The organism is Amycolatopsis sp. NBC_01488 (assembly GCF_036227105.1).
Classification (GTDB): domain Bacteria; phylum Actinomycetota; class Actinomycetes; order Mycobacteriales; family Pseudonocardiaceae; genus Amycolatopsis.
The window spans coordinates 6,272,769-6,292,924 of record NZ_CP109434.1 but is presented as its reverse complement, the minus strand read 5'-3'; the positions used below and the strand labels follow the sequence as shown (position 1 = coordinate 6,292,924).

21 protein-coding genes and 1 pseudogene are annotated in these 20,156 nt (G+C 71.0%); 14 read left to right on the top strand and 8 right to left on the bottom strand.

From position 1 onward, the window contains the following. The first annotated feature begins 81 nt into the window (after nt 1–81). Nucleotides 82–1,278, top strand: a complete 1,197-nt coding sequence (locus OG738_RS29925) for a cytochrome P450 family protein (protein WP_329045831.1) — start codon at nt 82–84, stop codon at nt 1,276–1,278. Between the two features lie 240 nt (nt 1,279–1,518). Here the strand turns inward: OG738_RS29925 and OG738_RS29920 are convergent, their stop codons facing one another. Then, nucleotides 1,519–2,610 carry a hypothetical protein gene (locus OG738_RS29920; protein ID WP_329045829.1) on the bottom strand — a complete coding sequence of 364 codons (1,092 nt, stop codon included), beginning with the start codon at nt 2,608–2,610 and terminating at the stop codon, nt 1,519–1,521. 484 nt (nt 2,611–3,094) lie between these two features. Next, nucleotides 3,095–3,793, bottom strand: coding sequence for a TetR/AcrR family transcriptional regulator (locus tag OG738_RS29915; RefSeq protein ID WP_329045827.1), 699 nt, complete (start codon nt 3,791–3,793; stop codon nt 3,095–3,097). 59 nt (nt 3,794–3,852) lie between these two features. On the opposite strand from OG738_RS29915, the gene OG738_RS29910 reads away from it, so the two are divergent. From OG738_RS29910 to OG738_RS29900, 3 genes are read left to right on the top strand one after another with little or no spacing between them, the layout of a single operon-like run. Beyond that, nucleotides 3,853–4,698, top strand: coding sequence for an alpha/beta fold hydrolase (locus tag OG738_RS29910; RefSeq protein WP_329045826.1), 846 nt, complete (start codon nt 3,853–3,855; stop codon nt 4,696–4,698). Further along, complete coding sequence (locus OG738_RS29905) at nt 4,695–5,591, top strand: alpha/beta fold hydrolase (protein ID WP_329045825.1); 897 nt, start codon at nt 4,695–4,697, stop codon at nt 5,589–5,591. Before OG738_RS29910 ends, OG738_RS29905 begins: the two co-directional genes overlap by 4 nt. Next, nucleotides 5,588–7,132, top strand: coding sequence for an FAD-dependent oxidoreductase (locus tag OG738_RS29900; protein WP_329045823.1), 1,545 nt, complete (start codon nt 5,588–5,590; stop codon nt 7,130–7,132). Before OG738_RS29905 ends, OG738_RS29900 begins: the two co-directional genes overlap by 4 nt. Before the next feature lie 8 nt (nt 7,133–7,140). Here the strand turns inward: OG738_RS29900 and OG738_RS29895 are convergent. Next, nucleotides 7,141–7,266 (bottom strand): annotated as a pseudogene (locus tag OG738_RS29895) (IS5 family transposase); the annotation flags it as partial. A 37-nt stretch (nt 7,267–7,303) separates the two neighbouring features. Here OG738_RS29895 and OG738_RS29890 point away from each other — a divergent pair. The 3 genes from OG738_RS29890 (at nt 7,304) to OG738_RS29880 (ending at nt 9,095) form a co-directional block, all read left to right on the top strand. Beyond that, nucleotides 7,304–7,486: a hypothetical protein gene (locus tag OG738_RS29890; RefSeq protein ID WP_329057078.1), complete on the top strand. Its 183-nt coding sequence runs from the start codon at nt 7,304–7,306 to the stop codon at nt 7,484–7,486. 24 nt (nt 7,487–7,510) lie between these two features. Beyond that, entirely contained in the window at nt 7,511–8,353 is an 843-nt protein-coding gene (locus OG738_RS29885; protein WP_329045821.1) for an NAD(P)-dependent oxidoreductase, read from the top strand. A gap of 103 nt (nt 8,354–8,456) precedes the next feature. Next, a complete protein-coding gene (locus tag OG738_RS29880) occupies nt 8,457–9,095 on the top strand; it encodes an MEDS domain-containing protein (RefSeq protein ID WP_329045820.1) in 639 nt (212 codons plus the stop codon). Between the two features lie 414 nt (nt 9,096–9,509). Here OG738_RS29880 and OG738_RS29875 read toward each other — a convergent pair whose 3' ends face one another. Continuing rightward, the gene (locus OG738_RS29875) at nt 9,510–9,734 is read right to left on the bottom strand and encodes a hypothetical protein (RefSeq protein ID WP_329045818.1); all 225 of its coding nucleotides are present in this window, start codon (nt 9,732–9,734) and stop codon (nt 9,510–9,512) included. 5 nt (nt 9,735–9,739) lie between these two features. Here OG738_RS29875 and OG738_RS29870 point away from each other — a divergent pair, with 5 nt between their 5' ends. Then, nucleotides 9,740–10,276, top strand: coding sequence for a sensor histidine kinase (locus OG738_RS29870; protein ID WP_329045816.1), 537 nt, complete (start codon nt 9,740–9,742; stop codon nt 10,274–10,276). Here OG738_RS29870 and OG738_RS29865 read toward each other — a convergent pair. Further along, nucleotides 10,266–10,544, bottom strand: a complete 279-nt coding sequence (locus tag OG738_RS29865; protein WP_329045814.1) for a cytochrome ubiquinol oxidase subunit I — start codon at nt 10,542–10,544, stop codon at nt 10,266–10,268. The genes OG738_RS29870 and OG738_RS29865 overlap by 11 nt on opposite strands. 182 nt (nt 10,545–10,726) lie before the next feature. On the opposite strand from OG738_RS29865, the gene OG738_RS29860 reads away from it, so the two are divergent. Genes OG738_RS29860 through nhaA form a run of 5 tightly spaced genes read left to right on the top strand, consistent with a single transcriptional unit; the run spans nt 10,727 to nt 16,828 of the window. Further along, nucleotides 10,727–11,698, top strand: coding sequence for a hypothetical protein (locus OG738_RS29860; RefSeq protein ID WP_329045813.1), 972 nt, complete (start codon nt 10,727–10,729; stop codon nt 11,696–11,698). 13 nt (nt 11,699–11,711) lie between these two features. After that, nucleotides 11,712–12,542 carry an SDR family oxidoreductase gene (locus OG738_RS29855; RefSeq protein ID WP_329045812.1) on the top strand — a complete coding sequence of 277 codons (831 nt, stop codon included), beginning with the start codon at nt 11,712–11,714 and terminating at the stop codon, nt 12,540–12,542. Nucleotides 12,543–12,589: 47 nt separating this feature from the next. Beyond that, on the top strand, nt 12,590–14,023 hold the full coding sequence (gene zwf, locus OG738_RS29850; RefSeq protein WP_329045810.1) for a glucose-6-phosphate dehydrogenase: 1,434 nt from the start codon (nt 12,590–12,592) through the stop codon (nt 14,021–14,023). A gap of 9 nt (nt 14,024–14,032) precedes the next feature. Next, nucleotides 14,033–14,896 carry a class II glutamine amidotransferase gene (locus tag OG738_RS29845; protein WP_329045809.1) on the top strand — a complete coding sequence of 288 codons (864 nt, stop codon included), beginning with the start codon at nt 14,033–14,035 and terminating at the stop codon, nt 14,894–14,896. Between the two features lie 6 nt (nt 14,897–14,902). Next, entirely contained in the window at nt 14,903–16,828 is a 1,926-nt protein-coding gene (nhaA, locus tag OG738_RS29840) for a Na+/H+ antiporter NhaA (protein ID WP_329045808.1), read from the top strand. On the opposite strand, the gene OG738_RS29835 is transcribed toward nhaA, so the two are convergent. From OG738_RS29835 to OG738_RS29825, 3 genes are all read right to left on the bottom strand, one after another. Then, the gene (locus tag OG738_RS29835; protein WP_329045806.1) at nt 16,779–16,997 is read right to left on the bottom strand and encodes a hypothetical protein; all 219 of its coding nucleotides are present in this window, start codon (nt 16,995–16,997) and stop codon (nt 16,779–16,781) included. The genes nhaA and OG738_RS29835 overlap by 50 nt on opposite strands. A gap of 68 nt (nt 16,998–17,065) precedes the next feature. Next, nucleotides 17,066–17,872, bottom strand: coding sequence for a hypothetical protein (locus OG738_RS29830; protein ID WP_329045805.1), 807 nt, complete (start codon nt 17,870–17,872; stop codon nt 17,066–17,068). Next, a complete protein-coding gene (locus OG738_RS29825) occupies nt 17,869–18,180 on the bottom strand; it encodes a PadR family transcriptional regulator (protein ID WP_329045803.1) in 312 nt (103 codons plus the stop codon). The genes OG738_RS29830 and OG738_RS29825 overlap by 4 nt, the downstream gene beginning before the upstream one ends. Before the next feature lie 80 nt (nt 18,181–18,260). Here OG738_RS29825 and OG738_RS29820 point away from each other — a divergent pair, with 80 nt between their 5' ends. After that, nucleotides 18,261–19,490, top strand: a complete 1,230-nt coding sequence (locus OG738_RS29820) for an alpha/beta hydrolase (protein ID WP_329045802.1) — start codon at nt 18,261–18,263, stop codon at nt 19,488–19,490. Nucleotides 19,491–20,156 lie beyond the last annotated feature (666 nt).

The following is a 20,156-nucleotide window of genomic DNA, read 5'->3' as shown; positions in this document are numbered from 1 at the left end:
CGAGAGCCCGCTCAATTGGCGTTACCGCACCATTCCGGGCCGGAATGACCCGCCGGCAAATACCACTGGGGAGGATTCGCCATGGCGCACGTCCGGCTGCCGGACTTCGTCTCGCGGCAAGGACAGGGTGATCCGGATCCGTACGAGAACCTGGCCTGGCTGCGCGAGGACATGCCCGTGGCCAGCGTGCCCGGCCCGGACGGCGAAGGCACCGCGTGGCTGGTCACCACGCACGCCGAGGCCCGCGCGTGCCTGGCGGACCGCAGGCTGAGCCACGACCGGCGCCACGCCGGGAAGCCGGACGAGAGCCCGGAGGACCACGGCGACCTGCTCGGCAAGGACCCGCCGGACCACACCCGGCTGCGGCACCTGGTGAGCCCGATCCTCAGCCCGGGGGCGACGGAACGCCTGCGGCCCAGGGTGCTCGAGACGTGCCACGCGCTGATCGACGAGTTCGCCGGCACCGGCCGGGCCGATCTGGTGGCGGACTACAGCTGGCCGATCCCGTGGGCGGTGATCCACGACTACTACGGGATCCCGGAGGACCAGCGGATGGAGGTCAGCCGCTGCATCGACCGATTCCTGGTGGCGGGCTACACCGAGGCGCCGTACGGCGGCGGCCCGGCCACCGACGAGCTGATGGCCTACGTCCGCGACCTGATCGCGTACAAGCGGTCCCACCGCGGTGACGACGTCACGACGATCATGATCGAGGGCCTCGAACGCGGCGTCGTGCACAGTGCCGAGGAACTGGAGGGCATGCTGTACGTCCTCCTCGGCGCCGGCATGGTCAGCACGGGACCGCTGATCGCGGCGGCGGGACTGCGCCTGCTCCAGCACCCGACGGAACTCGCCAAGCTGCTGGACGGCTCGCTGCCGTGGAAGATCGCGGTCGAGGAGTCGCTGCGCTACGACTCGCCCGTCCAGACGTCGGTGAACCGCTGGGCCACCGAGGACATGACCATCGGCGAGACGCCGATCAGGAAGGGCGACGCGGTGGTGATCTCGCTGGCCGCGGCCAACCGCGACCCGGCCCGCTTCGCCGCCGCCGAACGGTTCGTGGTCGACGAGTGGCGTTCCCACCTGGCCTTCGGCCACGGCATCCACCTGTGCGTGGGTGCGCCGTTGGCCCGCCTGGAAGGAGAAGTGGCGCTGGAACTGCTCTTCAGGCGGCTGCCGAACCTTCGCCTGGCCGAGCCCGCCGAGGATCTCGCGTGGGTTCTGGGGCCCAAGCTCCGCAGTCCCCGTGAAGTCCCGGTGCTGTTCGACCCGGTGTGACGGGACCGGCGCGCATCAGTTGCCGGGAAGCTGGTTGTCACCGGGCGACGCGCATGCCGGCGCGGTAGCCGTCCAGTTCTGCACCCGGACAGGGTGTTTGTTGCCCTCGCGTGAGCGGGACGGCGGTGTCGGCTGTCGTGGTGGAGCCGGTGCAGCGGGCCGGCGTCGCGGCGGCTGGAGATTGCTGCCCCTGGAGATCGCCGAACGGAAGCGGCCGGAGCGCTGGTTCGCGCCCGGCGACTACGTGAAGGACGGCTTCGTGGCGCGCTGCTCGCGCAGGCGTCGAAGAGCGAAGGCCGCCTCACGGGCACCTCGTTCGACGGCCCGCTGGTAGGCCGCTTCGGCGCCGTCGAGATCGTCTCGTTGCTGGAGCAGCCCGGCCAGCTTGACCCAGCCGTTCGGGTCGTAGTCGATCTCGGTGACCCGGCGGTAGGCGGCTTCGAGGGCTTGCCGGTCAAGAGGCGTGCGCCGGCTCAGCAGCGACGCCAGGCTTGAGGCCGCGAGCGGGTGGCCGCGGATTTCGGCGCGCCGATACGCGGCTTGGGCTTCGTCATGGTCGCCACGGGCCGCGAGGATGTGGCCGAGCCACCACGAGCCGGCGGGGTGACCGAGTTCGTCGGCCAGCCGATACCACGGCAGGGCCCGCTCGTTCTGCTGCTGATCCGAGTCGTTCGACGGGTATCCCTCGTGCTCGAGCGCGCCCAGTTTGGCGGCGGCGTCGGCGCTGCCGCGCTCGGCCGCACGCCGCAGCGCCGCTTCGCCCGACCGCCGCAGTTCCCGGGCCTGGTCGCGCTTCTCGCGGGCGACTGCCTGCCATCTCTTGTACTTGCGCCGGGAGCTGATGTCGGGGATGGCCGACAACTCCGTCTCAAGCACGCTCGATCGTGCGACCAAGTCGAACCCGATTCGGTAGGCAGCATCGGCGTCACCGCGCTGGTCGGCCAGTTGATCGGCCTCCTGCCGGCGCCGCGAGGCCCGCTCGTACTCCGTCTGCAGTGCGGTGGCGTCCAGACCGGCCCTGGCGCGCTCACCGCACACTTTGAACAGAGCGGAAAGATTGCCCCGCTGGGCCGCCCGCCCGAACGCGCGCTCCGATCCGGCCCGGTCGCCCTGGTCGAGCAGCACCCAGCCCATCCGCCAGGCGCCGTCGGCGTCTCCGCGTTCGTCGGATTCCGCCCACCCGCGCACCAACTCCGGCCACGCCCCCCGCTCGCGCAGCACGCGGGCCACAAACCGCACGTGCGCCATCGCCTCGTGCCGTCCTGTCCACGAGCACCAGGTGTCCAGCGCCCGATCGAACTCGGCAACCGCGAACCCCGTCTCCCGATCCACCACTCACCCCTTGGTCGTGCGCAGCCCCACGACAGTCGACTCGCGGCAATGATCCTCCCCACTCTCGCCGACGAATGGGCGACCGCGCATCGCGCACACCCGCGCCCGCCCCAGATCGACCGGCCGCGGGTCTCCGTGCGTGGCCACCGTAACCCGGATAGCCCAGCCAGAAGCTCGACTGCCGCGACCGAACCGCCGGAACCTGTCACCAGCGCGATACCCCGCTCCACGTGCAGAAAGTCGGCAAAGAGTGGCGCGGGCCAGCGTCTCGCGAGGTTGCCGGACATCCCCCGGTCGGGTGTTCATGATCTGCAACCTCGTCACGGACCGCCCGGGTACGGGTTTCACCGGCGTGTGCGGTTGCCGGGACTGCATGCGGGGACCGGCGTCCTCACCGACGGCTGGGGGCCACCAGGGGATACGGTCGCCGGGCTCGCGTAGGGGGCGAGTCCGGCGCACCGCCCGCCATGCTGTCACTGCGACGTCAGGAACTTCGGCCGTGATGACGCGCTTGACGCAGGCCGTCGACAAGAAGATCCAATCCGAACGCGAATTCTTCCTCGAGCGGCACCGGCAACGATTCGGCGACGGCGTGGGTGGCGGGGAAGTCCGTCGCGGAAAGGTCGCGGAAGACGGCGGCCAGCCGCTGCTCTTCCGAGGCGTCCGTCGTGCCGGTGAGCTGGATCGCGAAGCCCAGGACGAACCGCGCCAATGCGGCATAGGCGCGTGCCGCCGTATGCGGCGGAAAGCCACTGTCGAGCAGGACGGCCAGGCAGCGCTCACGCAGCCTCAGCGCGTGCGGGCCGATCGGCGCATGGCTGACCAGCAGGGCCGCTACCTTGTGGTGCCGGCCGAGTACGTCGAACATCGAGTGCGCGACGGTGCGGCACGCCTTTTCCCACCCCATCGAGGCGAGTGCCTCCAGGTCGAGATCGACCTCGCCGAATACCCGATCAGCCACGTGAGTGGCCAGCTCGGCCCGGTTGGCGAAGTGACGGTACAGCGTCGCCGTACTGGATTCGAGCCGCTGGGCGAGTGTTCGCATCGACAGCGCCTCGGCGCCTTCCTCGTCGACGATCTGGAGTGCCGTGGCAGTGATCCGCTCCAGCGGGACAGCAGGACGGCCGCGGGAGCGCCGGGAGGACGTGGCGGCGTCGGCGGGAGGGCGGGGCGAACTGGTCACACCCGTCAGTATGACGTCCGGTTGACACGCCCAGCAATAACGGCAACACTGTTGCCATTATGGCGAGCGACTCTGCTTTCACCCACGGCGTCCGGTCCGGCTCAGTGGACGACCTGCGCGTGCACTACAAACGCGCAGGTCAGGGGCCGACGCTGGTGCTGCTGCACGGCAGCGGGTCGTCGTTGGAGGGCTTCGAGCGGGTGGCGGCGCTGTTGTCGGCGTCCTACGACGTGATCCGGCCGGACCTGCCCGGCTTCGGGCGGACGGGTCCGCGGCCCGACCGCGACTACCGCGTCCGGACGTACGCGACGACGATCGCCCGCTTCCTGACCGCGTTGCAGGTGCCGCACTTCGCGGTGGCCGGAAATTCGCTGGGCGGCAACATCGCGTGGAACCTGGCTCTGGACGCGCCGGAGCGGGTCGACGGGCTGATCCTGATCAACGCCACCGGCTACCCGGGGAAGTCCCTGCCCGCCGGGCTGAAACTGGCTCGCAACCGGTTACTCCGCCCGCTGCTGCGGCGGTGGCTCCCGCGCCGCGCGACCGAACGCGGGCTGCGGGACGCGGTCGGCCCGAACTCGACGATCGTGGACGACGCCATGGTCGACCGGGTGCACGCGCTGACCAGCCGGCCGGGCAACAGGGCGGCGTTCGTCGACTTCGCCAACACCGACCAGCCGGACCGCAGCGCCGACATCAAGCAGATCGCGGTCCCGACGCTGGTCCTGCGCAGCGCCGACGTCGACGGGCAGCACTTCGCTCGCGACATCCGGGCCGCGCAGGAGCGCGTGCACCCTGACGGCGGGCACCTGCTCCCGGAAGAGGACCCGGACTGGGTGGCCGCGGCGATCGCGGAGTTCCTGCCCTCGATCACCGGAACGTCGCGGCGCGAGGAGCGGCGGTGAAGTACTTCGTCGCGGCCGATGAGGACCGCCGGCTCGACGCGGCAACGCGGCGCACCCTGCGGGGCAGCTTCGTCGATCTGTCCGACGGGATGACGCACTACGAGCTGGGCGGTCCGGGCGACGGTGACCTCGTCGTACTGGTCGGCGGCATCACGATCCCGCTGTTCTACTGGGACGACCTCGCCGCGCGGCTGCACGCCCGCGGCCTGCGCACCCTGGCCTACAGCGCCTACGGCCGCGGCTGCTCCGACCGCGTCCGGGGCACCTACGACGAAGCCTTGTTCGTCCAGCAGCTGGCCGAGCTGACCTCGGCGCTGGACCTCGGGCCACGGCGGCACGTGGTCGGGACCTCGATGGGCGCCCTGGTCGCGATGGCCTACGCCAACCGGTACCCCGACAGCGTGGCCACCCTCACCATCGTGGGCCCGGCCGGCCTGGGCGAGCGTCCCCTGCCGCAACGGTTGCTGCGCAACGACCTGGTGGCCGGATTCGTCGCCCGGCGCTTCGGCCGCGGGCTGCTGGACGGGCACCTCGGGCACAACGTGCGCGACCCGGCCCGCTCCGCCGAACTGGTCGCGATGGTGCGGGACGCCTACCGGTACGAGGGCTCCCTCTACTCGTTCTTCCAGACGCTGCAGGACTTTCCGCTGTACCGGCGGCAGGAGCTGTTCCGGCGGACGGGCACGCTCGGCATTCCGGTCCTGCTGGTGTGGGGCGACGACGACCGGGTCACCCCGATCACCCACCTCGACACCGTCAGCGAGCTGCTGCGCCCGCGGCGGACCGACGTCATCGCCCAGTGCGGCCACATGGCCCCCTTCGAACGACCGGAGGACGTCGGCGACACAATCGCGTCCTTCGCCGTTTCCCACCCAGATCGGCTCGAACCATGAAGAACCCTCCAAGGACCATCGACGTCCTGATCGCCGGTGCCGGCCCGACCGGCACCACGCTGGCGATCGACCTCGTCCGTCGCGGTCTGGACGTCCGGATCATCGACCAGGCCCCGCACTCGTTCGAAGGCTCACGCGCCAAGGGCATCCAGCCGCGGACCCTGGAGGTGTTCGGCGACCTCGGCGCGCTCGACGACGTCCTCGCCGCCAGCAGCGACTACCCCCGCCTGGGCATCCACCTGGGACCGGTGGTCGCCCCGTGGCGCATGTTCCGCAACCGCGAGCGCACCACCGACGTCCCCTACCCGAACACCCGGCTGATGCCGCAGTTCCGCACCGACCGCGTTTTGCACGACCGGCTCGAACAGCTGGGCGTCCGGGTCGAGTACGGCCGGGAACTCGTCGAGTTCGAGCAGGACAGCACGTCGGTCACCGCCACCGTAGCCACGGACGACGGCGCCGAAGAGATCACCGCTCGTTACCTCGTGGGCGCCGACGGCGGTTCGAGCGCCGTGCGCAAGCACCTCGACCTGGGCTTCCTCGGCGAGACCGACGAACAGGACCGGGTGCTCATCGTCGACGCCGTCACCACGGGCCTGTCCCGTGACCGCTGGCACATCTGGCCGGGGGTGAAGGGCCGGTTCGTCGGCGCCTGCCCGCTGCCGCACACCGACCTGTTCCAGTGGATGATCCGCCTGTCTCCGGACGAAGAGCCGCCCGAGGGCGAGGAAGCGATCACCCAGCGGATCCGGGCGCACACCCGCAACCGGCACATCGAGCTGCGCGACATCCAGTGGCGGTCGGTGTTCCGGCCCAACATCCGGATGGTGGAGGCCTACGGCCGCGGGCGGGTGTTCCTCGCCGGCGACGCCGCGCACGTGCACACCCCGGCGGGCGCGCAAGGCCTCAACACCGGCATCCAGGACGCCTACAACCTCGGCTGGAAGCTCGGCCAGGTCCTCGCCGGGGCCGACGCACGGCTGCTGGACAGCTACGAAGCCGAACGCCTGCCCATCGCCGCGGGCGTGCTCGGCCTGTCCACGCAGAAGTACGAAGGCATCGCGAAGCTCGACCCGGCGAGCATGCGCCGCGGCAAGGACGAGCAGCAGCTGTCGCTGACTTATTACGGTGGTCCGCTCGCACCGAGCGGAACCGACAGCACGACGACCCTCCACGTCGGCGACCGCGCGCCGGACACCGAACTGCTCGGCACGGACGGGACGAAGGCGCGCCTGTTCGACACTTACCGGGGACCGCACTTCACCGCGGTCGCAACCGGACCGGATGCCGCCGTGGCGAGCGAGGAACTCCGCTGGCCGGCCGCGGGAGCGCCGCTGCGGCGTGTCGTCGTCGACGCCGATGCCAAGGCCGACCACGTGCTCACCGATCCTGAGCGCGACTTCCGCCGCGTCTACGGACTCGAAGGCGACACCCTGCTGCTCATCCGGCCCGACGGCTACGTCGCACACATCGCGACCCGGGACTTCCTCGGCTCGACCCAAGCCGCCGCCCACGCCATGACACCGGAGGCAGCCGGATGAGCCGCATCCTTGTCCGCCGGCACCCGATCCGGACGTGTCCGCGGCCGGCCACCGCCCAGCCGGGGCACCCGAATCCCGGCCAGGACCGGGACGAACTGGGGGCTGTCGCCCCGCCCGGCGGCTCGGCCTGCAGATCCGCCTTTTCCGCACACGGGCAGCGATGACCTGGCGGTGCTGATCGAGGTTGACCAGCTCGTCAGGAACCGGCTCGAGGGCGTCGACGCACTCCTCGCCGTTGGCAAAGCCGTCTTCCCCAGGTTCTCGCCATCGGCGCGGTCGGGCATCGCAGCCAGCAGGCATACCGGGATGGGTGCTGGCCGCGACGACGACCCGGCGTTCGCGGGCCAGCCTTGAGGAGAGATGCCTGAGGAGGCTGCAATGGACGTCGCGGTGTTGGGGATGGGACGGATGGGTCGCGCGATCGCGGGGCGGCTGCTCGAGGGCGGCCACCGGGTGACGGTGTGGAACCGGTCCCGGGGCAGGGCGGCCGAGATCGTGTCGGCGGGCGGCCGGGAAGCGGACAGTGTCGCCGAGGCCGTCGAGGGAGCCGAGGTCGCGATCACGATGCTGGCCAACGACGCGGCCGTCCGGGCTGTTGCCTTCGGGGAGCTGCGGTCCTCGATCGCCGACGGGACCGTTTACGTGGACTGCTCGACGGTGTCGCCCACGCTGAGCGGCGAGCTGGCCGCCGAGTTCTCGCCTCGTTTCCTCGCCGTGCCGGTGCTGGGGAGCCCGGTCGTGGTGCGGGCCGGCCAGGCCACGTATCTCGCGGGTGGTGACGGCGACCTCGTCGACCGCCTCGAGCCGGTGCTGGCGCCGCTGGCGAGCACCGTGCGCCGCTACGACACCGCGCCGATGGCCATCACCGCGAAGCTGGCGACCAACCTGTTGCTGCTGTCGGAGGTGGTCGCCCTGGCCGAGTCGTTCGCGGTCGGCCGGGCCGGCGGCCTCAGTGACGACCAGCTCCGTGAGCTGCTGAGCGCCAGTCCCATGGTCGCGCCGGGGTTGAAGAACCGTTTCGAGGGTGTGCTGACCGGCTCGCAGGAGGGCTGGTGGTCCACCGGGCTCGGCGCCAAGGATGCCGGCCTGGCCATCGGTGTCGCGCACGCGGCGGAGGTGGAGCTCCCGTCGGCCGCGGTGGTGCGAAGCCGCTACGAGAAGGCGGCTGCCTCGGGCCCGGCCCAGGCCGACATCGCCACCGTGACCGAGCTCTACCGCTAGCAGGTGACCACGCGGATCACCCCATCAGGACGAGGCTCACGGTTGCGGTCCGGCGTAGACTCCCTCTTTGCAATTCGTCTATTTCCAGACGAAGGCGGGGGCCATGACAGGCAACGAGACCTCACTGCGGATTCCGCCGGAAACCTTGGGGCAGAACCGTCACATCTGTGCGTTGTTCACCAGCATGGACGAGCATTACAGCGTGCTCCGGTCGTTCATCACCGACGGCTTCTCCCAAGGGCAGCGGGCTTTTCACCTCGTCGACCCCGAGCGGCGGGAGGACCACCTCGCCCGCCTTGCCGACGCGGGTGTCGACGTGGCCGACGCCATCGGCTCCGGGCAGCTCGAAGTACACCCTTGGGAGGACGGGCCGCTGAGCGCGGACCATTTCGATCAGGACGTCTGGTTCGAGGGATTCGAGGACGTGCTCCGGTCCGGGCCCGCTTCGGGGTACGCCCCGACGAGATTCCTCGCGCAGATGGAGTGGGCGCTCGCGGACCTGCCGGGCATCGAGGACATGATCGAGTTCGAGACGCGGGTCAACTACGTCGTCCCGAAGTACGACGACGTGGTGATCTGCGCCTACGACCTGTCGAAGTTCGGCGCACGGACGATCGTGTATGCCCTGCGGACGCATCCCGTGGTGATCATCGGCGGATTGCTGCAGGAGAATCCCTTCTACGTGGAACCCGAGCAGCTTCTCGCCGAGCTGCGGGAGCAGCGATCGCGGGCGGCGCGCTGAATGCCCGTCGACGCCGAGGCCGAGACCCTGAACGCGGTGCTCAGGGATCTGGTGGCGCTCTCGGCCCTTCCGGCCATGTGGGTCGGCCGGGAACCGCCGGCCGTCGCGGCGGGGCTGGCCGACACGCTGGTCGAGCTGTTGCAGGTCGACTTCGCGTTCGTGCGCCTGCGGGATCTTGACGGTGCCGGCGCGGTCGACGTCACGCGGGGAACGGGGTGGCCGGGCTTTCCGGACTGGCTGGCCCGGCACGCCGCCACGAGCGTCCGGTTCCAGGCAGCGCCGATCGTGGTCGATGCCGGCGACGACTCGGCGAAGGGCGTCGTCCTCCGCATCGGTGTCGACGGCGAGGGCGGGCTGGTCGCCGCCGCCAGCGAACGCCGCGGCTTCCCGACCGCGTTCGAGCAGTTGCTGCTGTCACTGGCCGCGAACCACGCCGCGACGGCCTTCGAGAACGCCCGGCTCATCCAGGAACGCCGACGGGCCGAAGAGGCGCTCCGGGACACCAGGGACCAGCTCGAGGTGAAGGTCGCCGAGCGGACGGCCGAGCTCGGCCGGAGCCGGGCGGAGCTCGCCGCCTCCCGCGCCCGCATCGTCACCGCGGCGGACGACACCCGCCGCCGGATCGAACGGGATCTGCACGACGGGTGCAGCAGCAGCTCGTCACGGCGATCCTGGAAATACGAGCGATCGAGGCGGCCGTCTCACCAGCGGACCGGCTCAAGGACGAGCTCACCGACGCGGCGAACGGCCTGGCGAACGCGCTCGACGAGCTGGTGGAGATCTCCCGTGGCATCCACCCCGCGGCCCTGGCGAAGGGCGGCCTCACGCCCGCCCTCAAGACGCTCGCGCGACGATCTCCCGTCCCGGTCGACCTCGAGCTGCGCACCCGGGGGCGGCTGCCCGTACCGGTCGAGGTGGCCGCGTACTACGTCGTCAGCGAAGCGCTCACCAACATCGTGAAACACGCGCACGCCTCGACGGCGCAGGTGACGGTCGCGATCCAGGACGACATCCTCGAACTCGCCATCCGCGACAACGGCCGAGGCGGCGCCGACCCGAGCCGCGGCTCCGGGCTCATCGGGCTGACCGACCGCGTCGACGCCCTCGACGGGACGATCGGAATAGCCAGCCCCGCCGGTGAGGGGACCACGCTCACCGTCAGCCTTCCCATCAGGCGCTGACCTTCAGGTGGCCCAGTGGTAGCCGAGGGCGAAACCCCGCCACACCCGCGATCGCCACCGGGATGCCGGCCAGGAAATGCCGCCGTGGCGGGATGCGGTCCCAGCCGTGGACGTAGATCGCGATGAAGATCGCCTCGAGGAAGAACGAGAAACCCTCGAGCGTGAACCCGAGACCGCGGGAAAGACGATTCCGAAGCAGACCAGGGGAATGTGCACGGCCAGCGACAACGCCTGCATTTGTCGCGCCTGCCAGAGGTAATCCTGCCATCGGAGATTACGGGTGGGTGTGAATCGGGGGTGAGCCCGCTACCTGGACCGACGGCATACCGGCCAGCAGGAATCACCCGAATCGGGTTAGCGGGCAGCCGGTTCGCCCGGTGGCGTCGATGCCGGACGGTGCCCGGTCCGGAAATCTGGTGTAGACGGATCGACGAAGAAAGACGAGGCTCGATGAGCGCTCCGACAGAGCACCGCCGGTCCGCCACGCGACGCGCGGTCGTCATCGCCGCGCTGGCGGTCGTCATGGGCTCGCTGTTCGTCGCGTCGTACTCGCTCGCGCTCGGCGACCCGGTGCCGCACCGGATCGAAGCCGCGCTCGTCGGCGACCCGGCCGGGCACGAGTCCACAGTGGACTCGGTGCAGCGCGTCGCCCAGGACGGCCTGGTCTTCCACCCGTATGCCTCGGTCGCGGACGCGCTGCACGCGGTCGACGAGCAGAATGTCTACGCGGCACTGGACCTGACCGCGCCGACACCGACGCTCTACGTGGCGAGCGCGGCCGGAGCGTCCGTCGCGCGGGTGCTGGAGCAGGTCGCCGTCGCCGATCCGGCAGTGCGGGTGGTGGACACGCGTCCGCTCGGGACGCACGACCCGAACGGCGTGGAGATCTTCTACCTCATGCTCGTCGCGACGATCGTCGGGTTCATCACGGTCTTCCAGGTGGGCGCCAACGCGGGTCCGTTCTCGCCGCGCCGGTGGACGGCGTTCGTGGCCGGCCTGGCGGTGGGCGCGTCGCTGGTCTTCACGCTCGTCGACGGCCTGCTGCTGCACCGGCTCACGTTGCCGGTTCTGGAGAGCTGGGGCATCCTCGCGCTGCACATCCTGGCGGTCGCGTCGTTCTGCTCGCTGATGGTCGTGCTGATCGGCCGCTGGGCGATCGTGCCGACGTGGTTGTTCTTCGTCGTGCTGGGCAACAGCTCCTCCGGCGGCGCGGTCGCACCACCCCTGCTGCCCGCCCCGTTCGCGTTCGTCTCGCAGTGGCTGCCCTCCGGCGCCACCGTGACGTCGCTGCGCAACGCGGTCTACTTCGCGAACTGCCAGCACCTCCAGCCGATCGCGGTGCTCGCCGTCTGGGCGGTGGCCCTGTTCGGGGCGATGATCGTGGTGACCCACAAACTCGGCAAGAGCCCGGGAACCGACTGAGGAAGGACCTGCGATGACGGCGAAGACCTGGTTCATCACCGGCACGTCGCGCGGCTTCGGCCGCGAGTGGGCGATCGCGGCACTGGACCGCGGCGACACGGTGGCGGCGACGGCCCGCGATGTCTCCAGCCTGGACGATCTCGTGGCCACCTACGGGGAGGCGATGCTGCCGATCCGGCTGGACGTCACCGACCGCGACGCGGATTTCGCCGCCGTACGGCAGGCACACCACCACTTCGGGCGGCTCGACGTCGTCGTGAACAACGCCGGCTACGGGCAGTTCGGCATGGTCGAGGAGATCAGCGAAGCCGAGATCCGGGCGCAGTTGGAGACGAACCTGCTCGGCGCCTTGTGGGTCACCCAGGCCGCCCTGCCCTTCCTGCGCGAGCAGGGCAGCGGGCACCTCCTGCAGGTGTCCTCGATCGGCGGGATCTCGGCGTTCGTGAACACCGGCGCCTACCACGCGTCGAAGTGGGCGCTGGAAGGGCTGAGCCAGAGCCTGGCCCAGGAGGTGGCCGGGTTCGGCATCAAGGTCACGCTGATCGAGCCGAGCGGCTATTCGACGGACTGGGCCGGGCCGTCCGCCCGGCACGCCACCGTGCTGCCCGCCTACGAACCGGTCCACGAGCAGGCGGTGCAGGCCCGCGCCCGGCGCTTCACACCCGGTGACCCGGCCGCGACCCGCGACGCCGTGCTGCGGCTCGTCGACTCCCCCCACCCGCCGCTGCGCCTGTTCCTCGGCGAGGCGCCACTGGGCATCGCGACCGCGGACTACGAGTCCCGGCTGGCCTCCTGGCGTGCGTGGCAGCCCGTGGCCGCCGCCGCGCAGGGCAGCGGGAACTGAAGCACGTGTCCGTCGTCGCGGAAGAGGCCACAGTGACATCGTCGCGAGTGTCGGGATCAGCCCGACCGGAGAACCACGTCGTCGTCCTGTTCGGGGCGACGGGCGACCTGGCCGCGCGCAAGCTGCTGCCCGGGCTGTTCCACCTCGCCGCGGTCGGCCTGCTGCCCGACCGGTACCGGATCATCGGCTCGTCCCGGCGGACCCTGAGCGACGAGCAGTTCCGCGACCTCGCCCGCGAAGCAGTCGAGCGGTTCGGGACCAGCAAGCCGAACGGCGAGACCTGGGAGACGTTCCAGCAGACGCTTTCCTTCGCCGGCGCGAGCCCCGACGACACCACCGCGTTGGTCGCCGCGATCGAACGGGCGGAGAAGGAGATCGGTGGCGCACCGGGACGACTGTTCCACCTGGCCGTCCCACCAGCCGCCTTCGAACCGACGGTCACCATGCTCGGCGCCGCGGGCCTCGCGCCCGGGTCGCGGGTCATCATCGAGAAGCCGTTCGGCACCGACCTGGAATCCGCTCGCGCGCTGAACGACACGGTCCACGCGGTCTTCGACGAGTCCCAGGTGTTCCGGATCGACCACTTCCTCGGCAAGGAGTCCGTCGACAACATCCTGGCCTTCCGGTTCGCGAACGGCCTGTTCGAGCCGGTCTGGAACCGCAACCACATCAGCTACGTGCAGATCGACGTGCCGGAGACGCTCTCGATCGAGGGCCGCGCCGGCTTCTACGAGCACACCGGTGCCTACCGGGACATGATCGTCACGCATCTGCTGCAGGTACTGGGATTCCTGGCCATGGAGCCGCCCACCGCGCTGGACGCCCGGCACCTGCGCGAGGAGACGGCCAAGGTCTTCGACGCGCTCCGGCCCATCGACGTGCAGCACGTCGTGCGTGGCCAGTACACCGGCTACCGCGACGAGGACGGTGTCGCCGCGGACTCCCAAACCGAGACCATGGCGGCGGTGCGGGTCGAGATCGACAACTGGCGGTGGTCCGGCGTCCCGTTCTTCCTGCGCTCCGGCAAGAAGCTCGGCGCGAGCCGGCAGCTGGTGACGCTGGGCTTCCACGAACCGCCGCTGCGGATGTTCCCGGCCGGCGCCCGGGACGGGCGGAACGAGCTCGTCATCGACTTCGCCGACCCCGGCTCGATCACTGTCGAGTTCCTGGCCAAGGAGCCCGGCGCGCAGCTGCGGCTCGGTGCCGCCGGGATGGTCTTCCGCTACGCCGACTCGTTCTGCGCCGCCCACAGTCTCGAAGGCTACGAGCGGCTCATCCTGGACGCCATGCTCGGCGACGAGTCCCTGTTCACCCAGGCCGCGGCGGTGGAGCGCCTGTGGGAGATCTCCGGCCCGCTCCTGGACGACCCTCCCCCGGTCCAGCCCTACGAGCCGGGCACCTGGGGCCCGCAACCCGCCGTCGACCAGCTCATCACGCCGTTCCGCTGGCGTTTGCCCCACGCCGGCCCGCCTCGAGACTGAAGGTCCGCCATGTGTCGTTTGTTCGGGTTGTCGGCCGCCCCGCACCGGGTGCGCGCCACGTTCCGGCTACTGGAAGCGCCGGACGGCCTGGCGCAGCACAGCCGCCAGGAGCCGGCTGGAACCGGGTTGGGCGTGTTCGGTGTGGACGGCACGCCGATGGTGGACAAGCAGGCTGCCTGCCAGGACCCGCAGTTCGCCCGTGCAGCGAAGGAACGCGAGTCGGCGACGTTCCTGGCGCACCTCCGCTACGCCGCCACGGGCGGCCTCGAACCGCGCAACACCCACCCGTTCGAGCAACGCGGCCGGCTGTTCGCGCACAACGGCGTGCTCGCCGACCTGCCGAAGCTGGAAGCCCACCTCGGCGACTACCGCGACCTGGTGATCGGTGACACCGACTCGGAACGGTTCTTCGCCCTCATCACCCAGCAGATCGACGCGCACAGCGGCGACGTCACCGCCGCGATCACCGCGGCGGCCCGGTGGGTGGCCGAGAACCTGCCCGTGTACGCGATCAACCTGATCCTGACCACGCCGACCGAGCTGTGGGCGCTGCGCTACCCCGACACCCACGACCTGTTCCTGCTGCGACGCGGTCCCGGCGGCCCGCACGGCGACAGGCGCCTCGAGCACGCGAGCACTGCGGGCGGTATCCGGGCCCGTTCCGGCGCGCTGTCCGAGTACGCCGCGGTGGTGGTGGCCAGTGAGCGGATGGACGAGGACCCGGGCTGGCAGCCGTTGCGCCCCGGCGAGCTGTTGCACGTCGACGACCACCTCACCTGCATGCGGCGCATCATCATCGCCCACCCGCCGCGCCACCCGCTCACCCTGGACGGCCTCGGCGTCAGGGCCGCGGCGTCGCAAGCGGCAAGCTGAGCGGGGATGGCAGAACGCCAGGTATCCGGCCGGACCTTCGCCGAGCGGACCGCGTGGGCGCGGAACGTCCGGACCCCGCTGCGTGCGTTCCTGCGCACCGAGACCGGCGGTGCGGTGGTGCTGCTGGCCGCCGCGGTCCTCGCGCTGGTCTGGGCCAACGTGCAGCCCGCGTCGTACGAGGCGGTGTGGGCCACGCGGCTGTCGGTCCGCGTCGGCGACCACGGCCTCTCGGAGAACCTGCGCTGGTGGGTGAACAGCGGCCTGATGACCTTGTTCTTCTTCGTCGTCGGGCTGGAGGCGCGGCGCGAGATCGACCTGGGCGAGCTGCGTGACCGGCGACGGCTCGCGCTGCCGCTGGCCGCCGGCCTCGGCGGGATGCTCGTGCCGGCCGCGATCTTCCTCGCCGTGAACGCCGGACGTCCCTCCGCCCACGGCTGGGGCGTGGTCATCTCCACGGACACGGCGTTCGCACTCGGGATACTCGCGCTGGCCGGGCACCGTCTGCCGGCGCGGCTGCGCACCTACCTGCTGACCGTGTCCGTCGTCGACGACCTCGTCGCACTCGTGGTGATCGCGACCGTGTACAGCGGCAAGGTGACCGTCGCGCCGTTGCTCGTCGCGCTCGGCGTCTTCTGCGTCGTCCTGCTCGTGCGCGCCGCCGGAGTCCGGCTCGGCCTGGTGTACGCGCTGCTGGGCGCGGCGGCGTGGGTGGCGCTGAGCCTCTCCGGGGTCGATCCGGTGGTGATCGGCCTGGCGATCGGGATGCTCACCTTCGCCTACCCGGCCGCGCGCGGCGACCTCGAACGGGCGAGTGAGGTCTTCCGGCTCTTCCGCGAACAGCCCACCCCGGAGCTCGCCCGGTCGGCACAGACCGGCGTCGCCGCGGCGCTCTCCCCGAACGAGCTGCTCCAGCAGCGCTTCCACCCGTGGACCAGCTACGTGATCGTGCCGCTCTTCGCGCTCGCCAATGCGGGCATCACGATCAGCCCCGGCTTCCTCGCCCGCGCCTACACAGCGCCGATCACGCTGGGGATCCTGTTCGGGTACGCCCTCGGGAAGCCCCTCGGGATCCTCGGCCTCTCGTGGCTCGTCACCAGGCTCAGCCGCGGTCGGCTTCGCCCACCGGTGGGCTGGGCGGCCGTGGCCGGCGGCGCCACCGTCGCCGGTATCGGCTTCACCGTCGCCCTGCTGGTGGCGTCGCTCTCCTTCACCGGCGAGCAGTTGCAGGAGGCGAAGCTCGGCATCCTGTCCGCCGCGGTGGTCGCGTCGGCCGGCACGTGGGTCCTCTCCTGGGTCACCGGGCTGCTGCCGTCACATCGGCGTACCCGCGCGCTGCTCGGCACCGGCGAGACTCTCGTCGACCTCGCCGCACCGGTCGACCCGAACAGCGACCACAGCCGCGGCCCCGAGAACGCCCCGGTCACGGTCATCGAATACGGCGATTTCCAGTGTTCGTACTGCGGGCAGGCGGAACCCGTGATCCGGGACCTGCTCGCCTGCCGGGGTGACGTCCGGTACGTGTGGCGGCATCTACCGCTGTCCGACGTCCACCCGTATGCCCAGCTGGCCGCGGAGGCCGCCGAAGCCGCCGCCGAGCAGGGGGCGTTCTGGCCGATGTACGACCTGCTGTTCGCCCACCAGGACACACTCCGCCCCGGTGACCTCGTCCACCACGCCGAGGAACTCGGCCTCGACGTCGACCGATTCCGCGAGGATCTCCGCCGGCACACCGGCGCTGCCCAGGTGGCGGCGGACGTCGAGTCGGCCGACCTCAGCGGCGTCTCCGGCACGCCGACGTTCTTCGTCAACGGACGGCGGCACTACGGCGCCTACGACATCGCCACACTGTCGGCTGCTGTGGACACCGCCCACAAACGCGCCGTCAGCGCACCGGCCGGTCGCCCGTCAGCTCGTCCGGACGCGGCTCGCTGATCACCGGGCGCAGACCAGGACGTCGATGCCGTTCGCACGCCGCCTGGCTTCCTTCCGCGGTGCGGGCGTGCGCGATCACGGTGGTCGTTCCGGCGGCGAGCAGCCGGGCGGTCCCGTAGCCGAGGCCTTCGCTCGTGCCGGTCACGAGAATGACAGGGTTTTCGGACATGGTCCGTCCACAATGGATTGAGCGGCGCGCGAAAGGCACCGTGCGGGCAGGGATCAGGCGGCGCGGCGTCACCGACGCCAAGTCCGACCCCGCGGACACCGCCCGCATCGCACTGGCCGGGGAACGCCACGCAAGTCCCGGCCGACGCTGATCAGCGCGACGGCGAGGGTGGCAAGGCCGGACGCCAGCACCACCGCGTCGGCACGCACACCGCTGGGGCCGGCCGCGACGAGAGCCTGTACGGCACCGAGCGCGAACCCGGTGCCGCCGCACAGCAACGCGAGCCGCAGGCGCTCGAGGCTCGGCAGGACGGCGACGCGGCCGATGCGCGCCACCAGCAGGCACAGGTGGAATCCGACGAAGCCCAAGGTAACCCAGTAGTAGGTCACCACCAGCACGTTTGGCAGCCCCGTCAGATGGTCGGCCAGGCCGGTACGGGCGAGCAACAGAAGCGCCGCGACCGCCGCGGCAGGCACCACGAGAGTCCGGGCGGCCACGGCGAACGCCCGCCCGAATGCGCTCCTCTTCAGCGGCAGCAGCGGCGCCGCCAGCACGACCCCGGCCACGACCGGCACGAGCCACACCCCCGCCGCGAGCTGCGCGGCATTCACGCTCAGCCGACCGGCACCGAACGCCCGCACCAGCAGCCCGGACGCCGTGATGACCACGCCGAACGCCGTGACCAGCACGCGGCTGGTCTCACCGGAACCCGGCTCCGGCCACTCACTCGGGTGCAGCCACAGCTTCACGGCTCCGACGACCGTGTCGGACCACGAGCGCGGCCCGGCCAGGCGCGCTTCCTGCGCGATCTCGGTTCCCCACCGCCGGTGGATCGCCGGCGGATAGAGCGCAGCCAAGACGGCGGGCACGTTCACGCCGGAGCACTCCCCAACGCGCGAAGGCCGGCCCGGGCGACTTTGGTCATCTGCTCGAGCTCCGCCCGCAGCGCCGCCCGCCCCGTGGTGGTGATCCGGACCGTTCGCTGCCTCTGCTGCTCCTCGGACGGGTCGCCGGCCGATTCGATGAAGCGCCGCGCTTCCAGCCGGGCGAGCGCGCCGTACAGGCTGCCTGGTCCGAGCCGGGTCCCGGTCAAGGATTGGATCGCGGTGTTGATCGCATACCCGTGCATCGGGCCTTCCGCGAGGGCCGTGAGGACCAGCATCTGCGCGTCCTTGCTGTGCATGCGTTCCTCTCTCGACGTCAGACCCACTGTACACGCCGCGTACTACGCGACACGTACTACGCGGCGTGTACTATCCCGGCATGGATGGCACCCCGAGCCGCCGTCGACGGCTCCGCCGCGCGACGCGGATCCTGCTCGTCATGGCGCTGGTGGTGGTCGCCGGGCTCGGCGCCTACGCCGGCTACGCCGCGATCCGGGCGGCCCGGCCGGTCACCCTGCCCGCCCCCACCGGCCCCTACTCCGTCGGCCGCGCGATCACCGAATGGACCGACCACGCGCGCACCGATCCGCTGGCCCCGCACCCCGGCACGCCACGACGGCTGTCGGTCTGGCTGTGGTACCCGGCCTCCCCCGAGGCGGACGCGAAACCGGCCCCCTACACCCCCGGCGCCTGGGCAGGACTGCACATGAGCGCCCCGCCGGGGTGGGGCGAGACCAGCTTCGACCAAGTCCGCGTCCACGCCGTCGCCGACGCCCCCGTCGCCGCCGGCCGCTTCCCCGTCGTCGTCCTGGAACCCGGCCTCGGCTTCGCCGCACCGCAGTACACCACGATCGCCGAAGACCTCGCCGCCGCCGGCTACCTGGTCGCCGGTGTCACCCCCACCTACAGCGCGAACCTGACCGTGCTCGACGGGGCGACCGTGCCGGCCGACGAGGCGGGCAACCCTTCCGCATCCAACGCTGCCGACCTGCACACCGGCGAGGCGCAGGCGGCGGGCGACCGGCTGGTCGACGTCTGGGCGGCCGACGCCCGCTTCACCGCAACCCAGGCCGCAGCGGAGAGGAGATTCGCCGGACACGTCGACCCCACCAAGACCGTCTACATCGGCCATTCCTTCGGCGGCGCGGCCGCACTGCAGGCCTGTCACACCGACCCCCAGTGCGCGGGCGCCGCCGATCTCGACGGCACGCAATACGGCAGCGTCGTCCACTCCGGACTCGACCGGCCGATGATGATCATCGGCGGCCAGAGCTCCTGCGTCACCGGAACGTGCGAACCGGCCGCCGCGGGCGACCAGGCCGACCGGGACACCGCCCTGTCGCTGGTGAAAGCCGGCACCGGTCCCGTCTGGCGCTACCGGATCACCGGCGCCGAGCACTTCAACTTCACCGACTACGGCGCCTACTACCTCGCCGCACCGATCGGCTTCCTGCTCGCCCTCGGACCGATCGACGGACGCGAAGCCCTATCGATCACCAACGCCTACCTCCGCGCGTTCCTCGACCACGCAACAGGCACCCGCCCCGAGCCGCTGCTGAACGGGCCCTCGCCCTACCCCAGCGTCGAGGTCCAGCGCCCGAAACCTTGAGCCGGGACCAGGTGTGCAGGACCCCGGTTCCCCGGGCCTGTCCGCAAAGCCAGATGAGTTCGGCCACCGGGCACGTGCGTTCCGCCGACCGCGATCCCCGGTGGTGGATCGCGGTCGGACAGGCCGCGGCACGCGTCCCGGCTCGCCGGAAGGACTGCCGCACGAGAATGCGCCACGAGACGCGCTGGCGGGAGCCGTTCACGGGGTCTGCACCGCCCGGAATGGAGGCAAGCAGCCCTTCCGGTTTCGCCGCGAGGCGGGACGTCGGTGCCGCGGCGAGACATCACCTGCCTCTCGATCAACTGCGCGACGACCACGACCATGCGGTTCTTCGCGGAGGGGAACGCTGCCGCATCCACCGCTCCTTGCACGCGGCCGATCGAGGAAGCCGAGCAGGCCGGACCGCAGGGTCCTCGGCCGGTGTCCGGGCGCTCGAGCCGGGCCCGGATCCTCGGCCACGCGCGGACTGCAGTGGCGGAAAGGAGGCGGCCACCAGGGCGTCGAACTCCGCACGCAGCCAGGCCGGATCCGCGCACACCAGATCGGCGAACTCGCGGTCCATTACACGGCCAGCAGTGCCCGGCATCGTGGATCACTCCCCTGGAAGTCCGGTTTCTCGACACCAGGCCAGTCATCACTACACCAAAATTTATAGCCAGCAGTGCA

Bases quoted from the DNA above. Each gene is read 5' to 3' on its own strand.
- OG738_RS29925 (WP_329045831.1), top strand. From the start codon at position 82: ATGGCGCACGTCCGGCTGCCGGACTTCGTCTCGCGGCAAGGACAGGGT.
- OG738_RS29910 (WP_329045826.1), top strand. From the start codon at position 3,853: ATGGCGAGCGACTCTGCTTTCACCCACGGCGTCCGGTCCGGCTCAGTG.
- OG738_RS29900 (WP_329045823.1), top strand. From the start codon at position 5,588: ATGAAGAACCCTCCAAGGACCATCGACGTCCTGATCGCCGGTGCCGGC.
- OG738_RS29885 (WP_329045821.1), top strand. From the start codon at position 7,511: ATGGACGTCGCGGTGTTGGGGATGGGACGGATGGGTCGCGCGATCGCG.
- OG738_RS29880 (WP_329045820.1), top strand. From the start codon at position 8,457: ATGACAGGCAACGAGACCTCACTGCGGATTCCGCCGGAAACCTTGGGG.
- OG738_RS29865 (WP_329045814.1), bottom strand. From the start codon at position 10,544: ATGGCAGGATTACCTCTGGCAGGCGCGACAAATGCAGGCGTTGTCGCT.
- OG738_RS29860 (WP_329045813.1), top strand. From the start codon at position 10,727: ATGAGCGCTCCGACAGAGCACCGCCGGTCCGCCACGCGACGCGCGGTC.
- OG738_RS29855 (WP_329045812.1), top strand. From the start codon at position 11,712: ATGACGGCGAAGACCTGGTTCATCACCGGCACGTCGCGCGGCTTCGGC.
- OG738_RS29845 (WP_329045809.1), top strand. From the start codon at position 14,033: ATGTGTCGTTTGTTCGGGTTGTCGGCCGCCCCGCACCGGGTGCGCGCC.
- nhaA (WP_329045808.1), top strand. From the start codon at position 14,903: ATGGCAGAACGCCAGGTATCCGGCCGGACCTTCGCCGAGCGGACCGCG.
- OG738_RS29835 (WP_329045806.1), bottom strand. From the start codon at position 16,997: ATGTCCGAAAACCCTGTCATTCTCGTGACCGGCACGAGCGAAGGCCTC.
- OG738_RS29825 (WP_329045803.1), bottom strand. From the start codon at position 18,180: ATGCACAGCAAGGACGCGCAGATGCTGGTCCTCACGGCCCTCGCGGAA.
- OG738_RS29820 (WP_329045802.1), top strand. From the start codon at position 18,261: ATGGATGGCACCCCGAGCCGCCGTCGACGGCTCCGCCGCGCGACGCGG.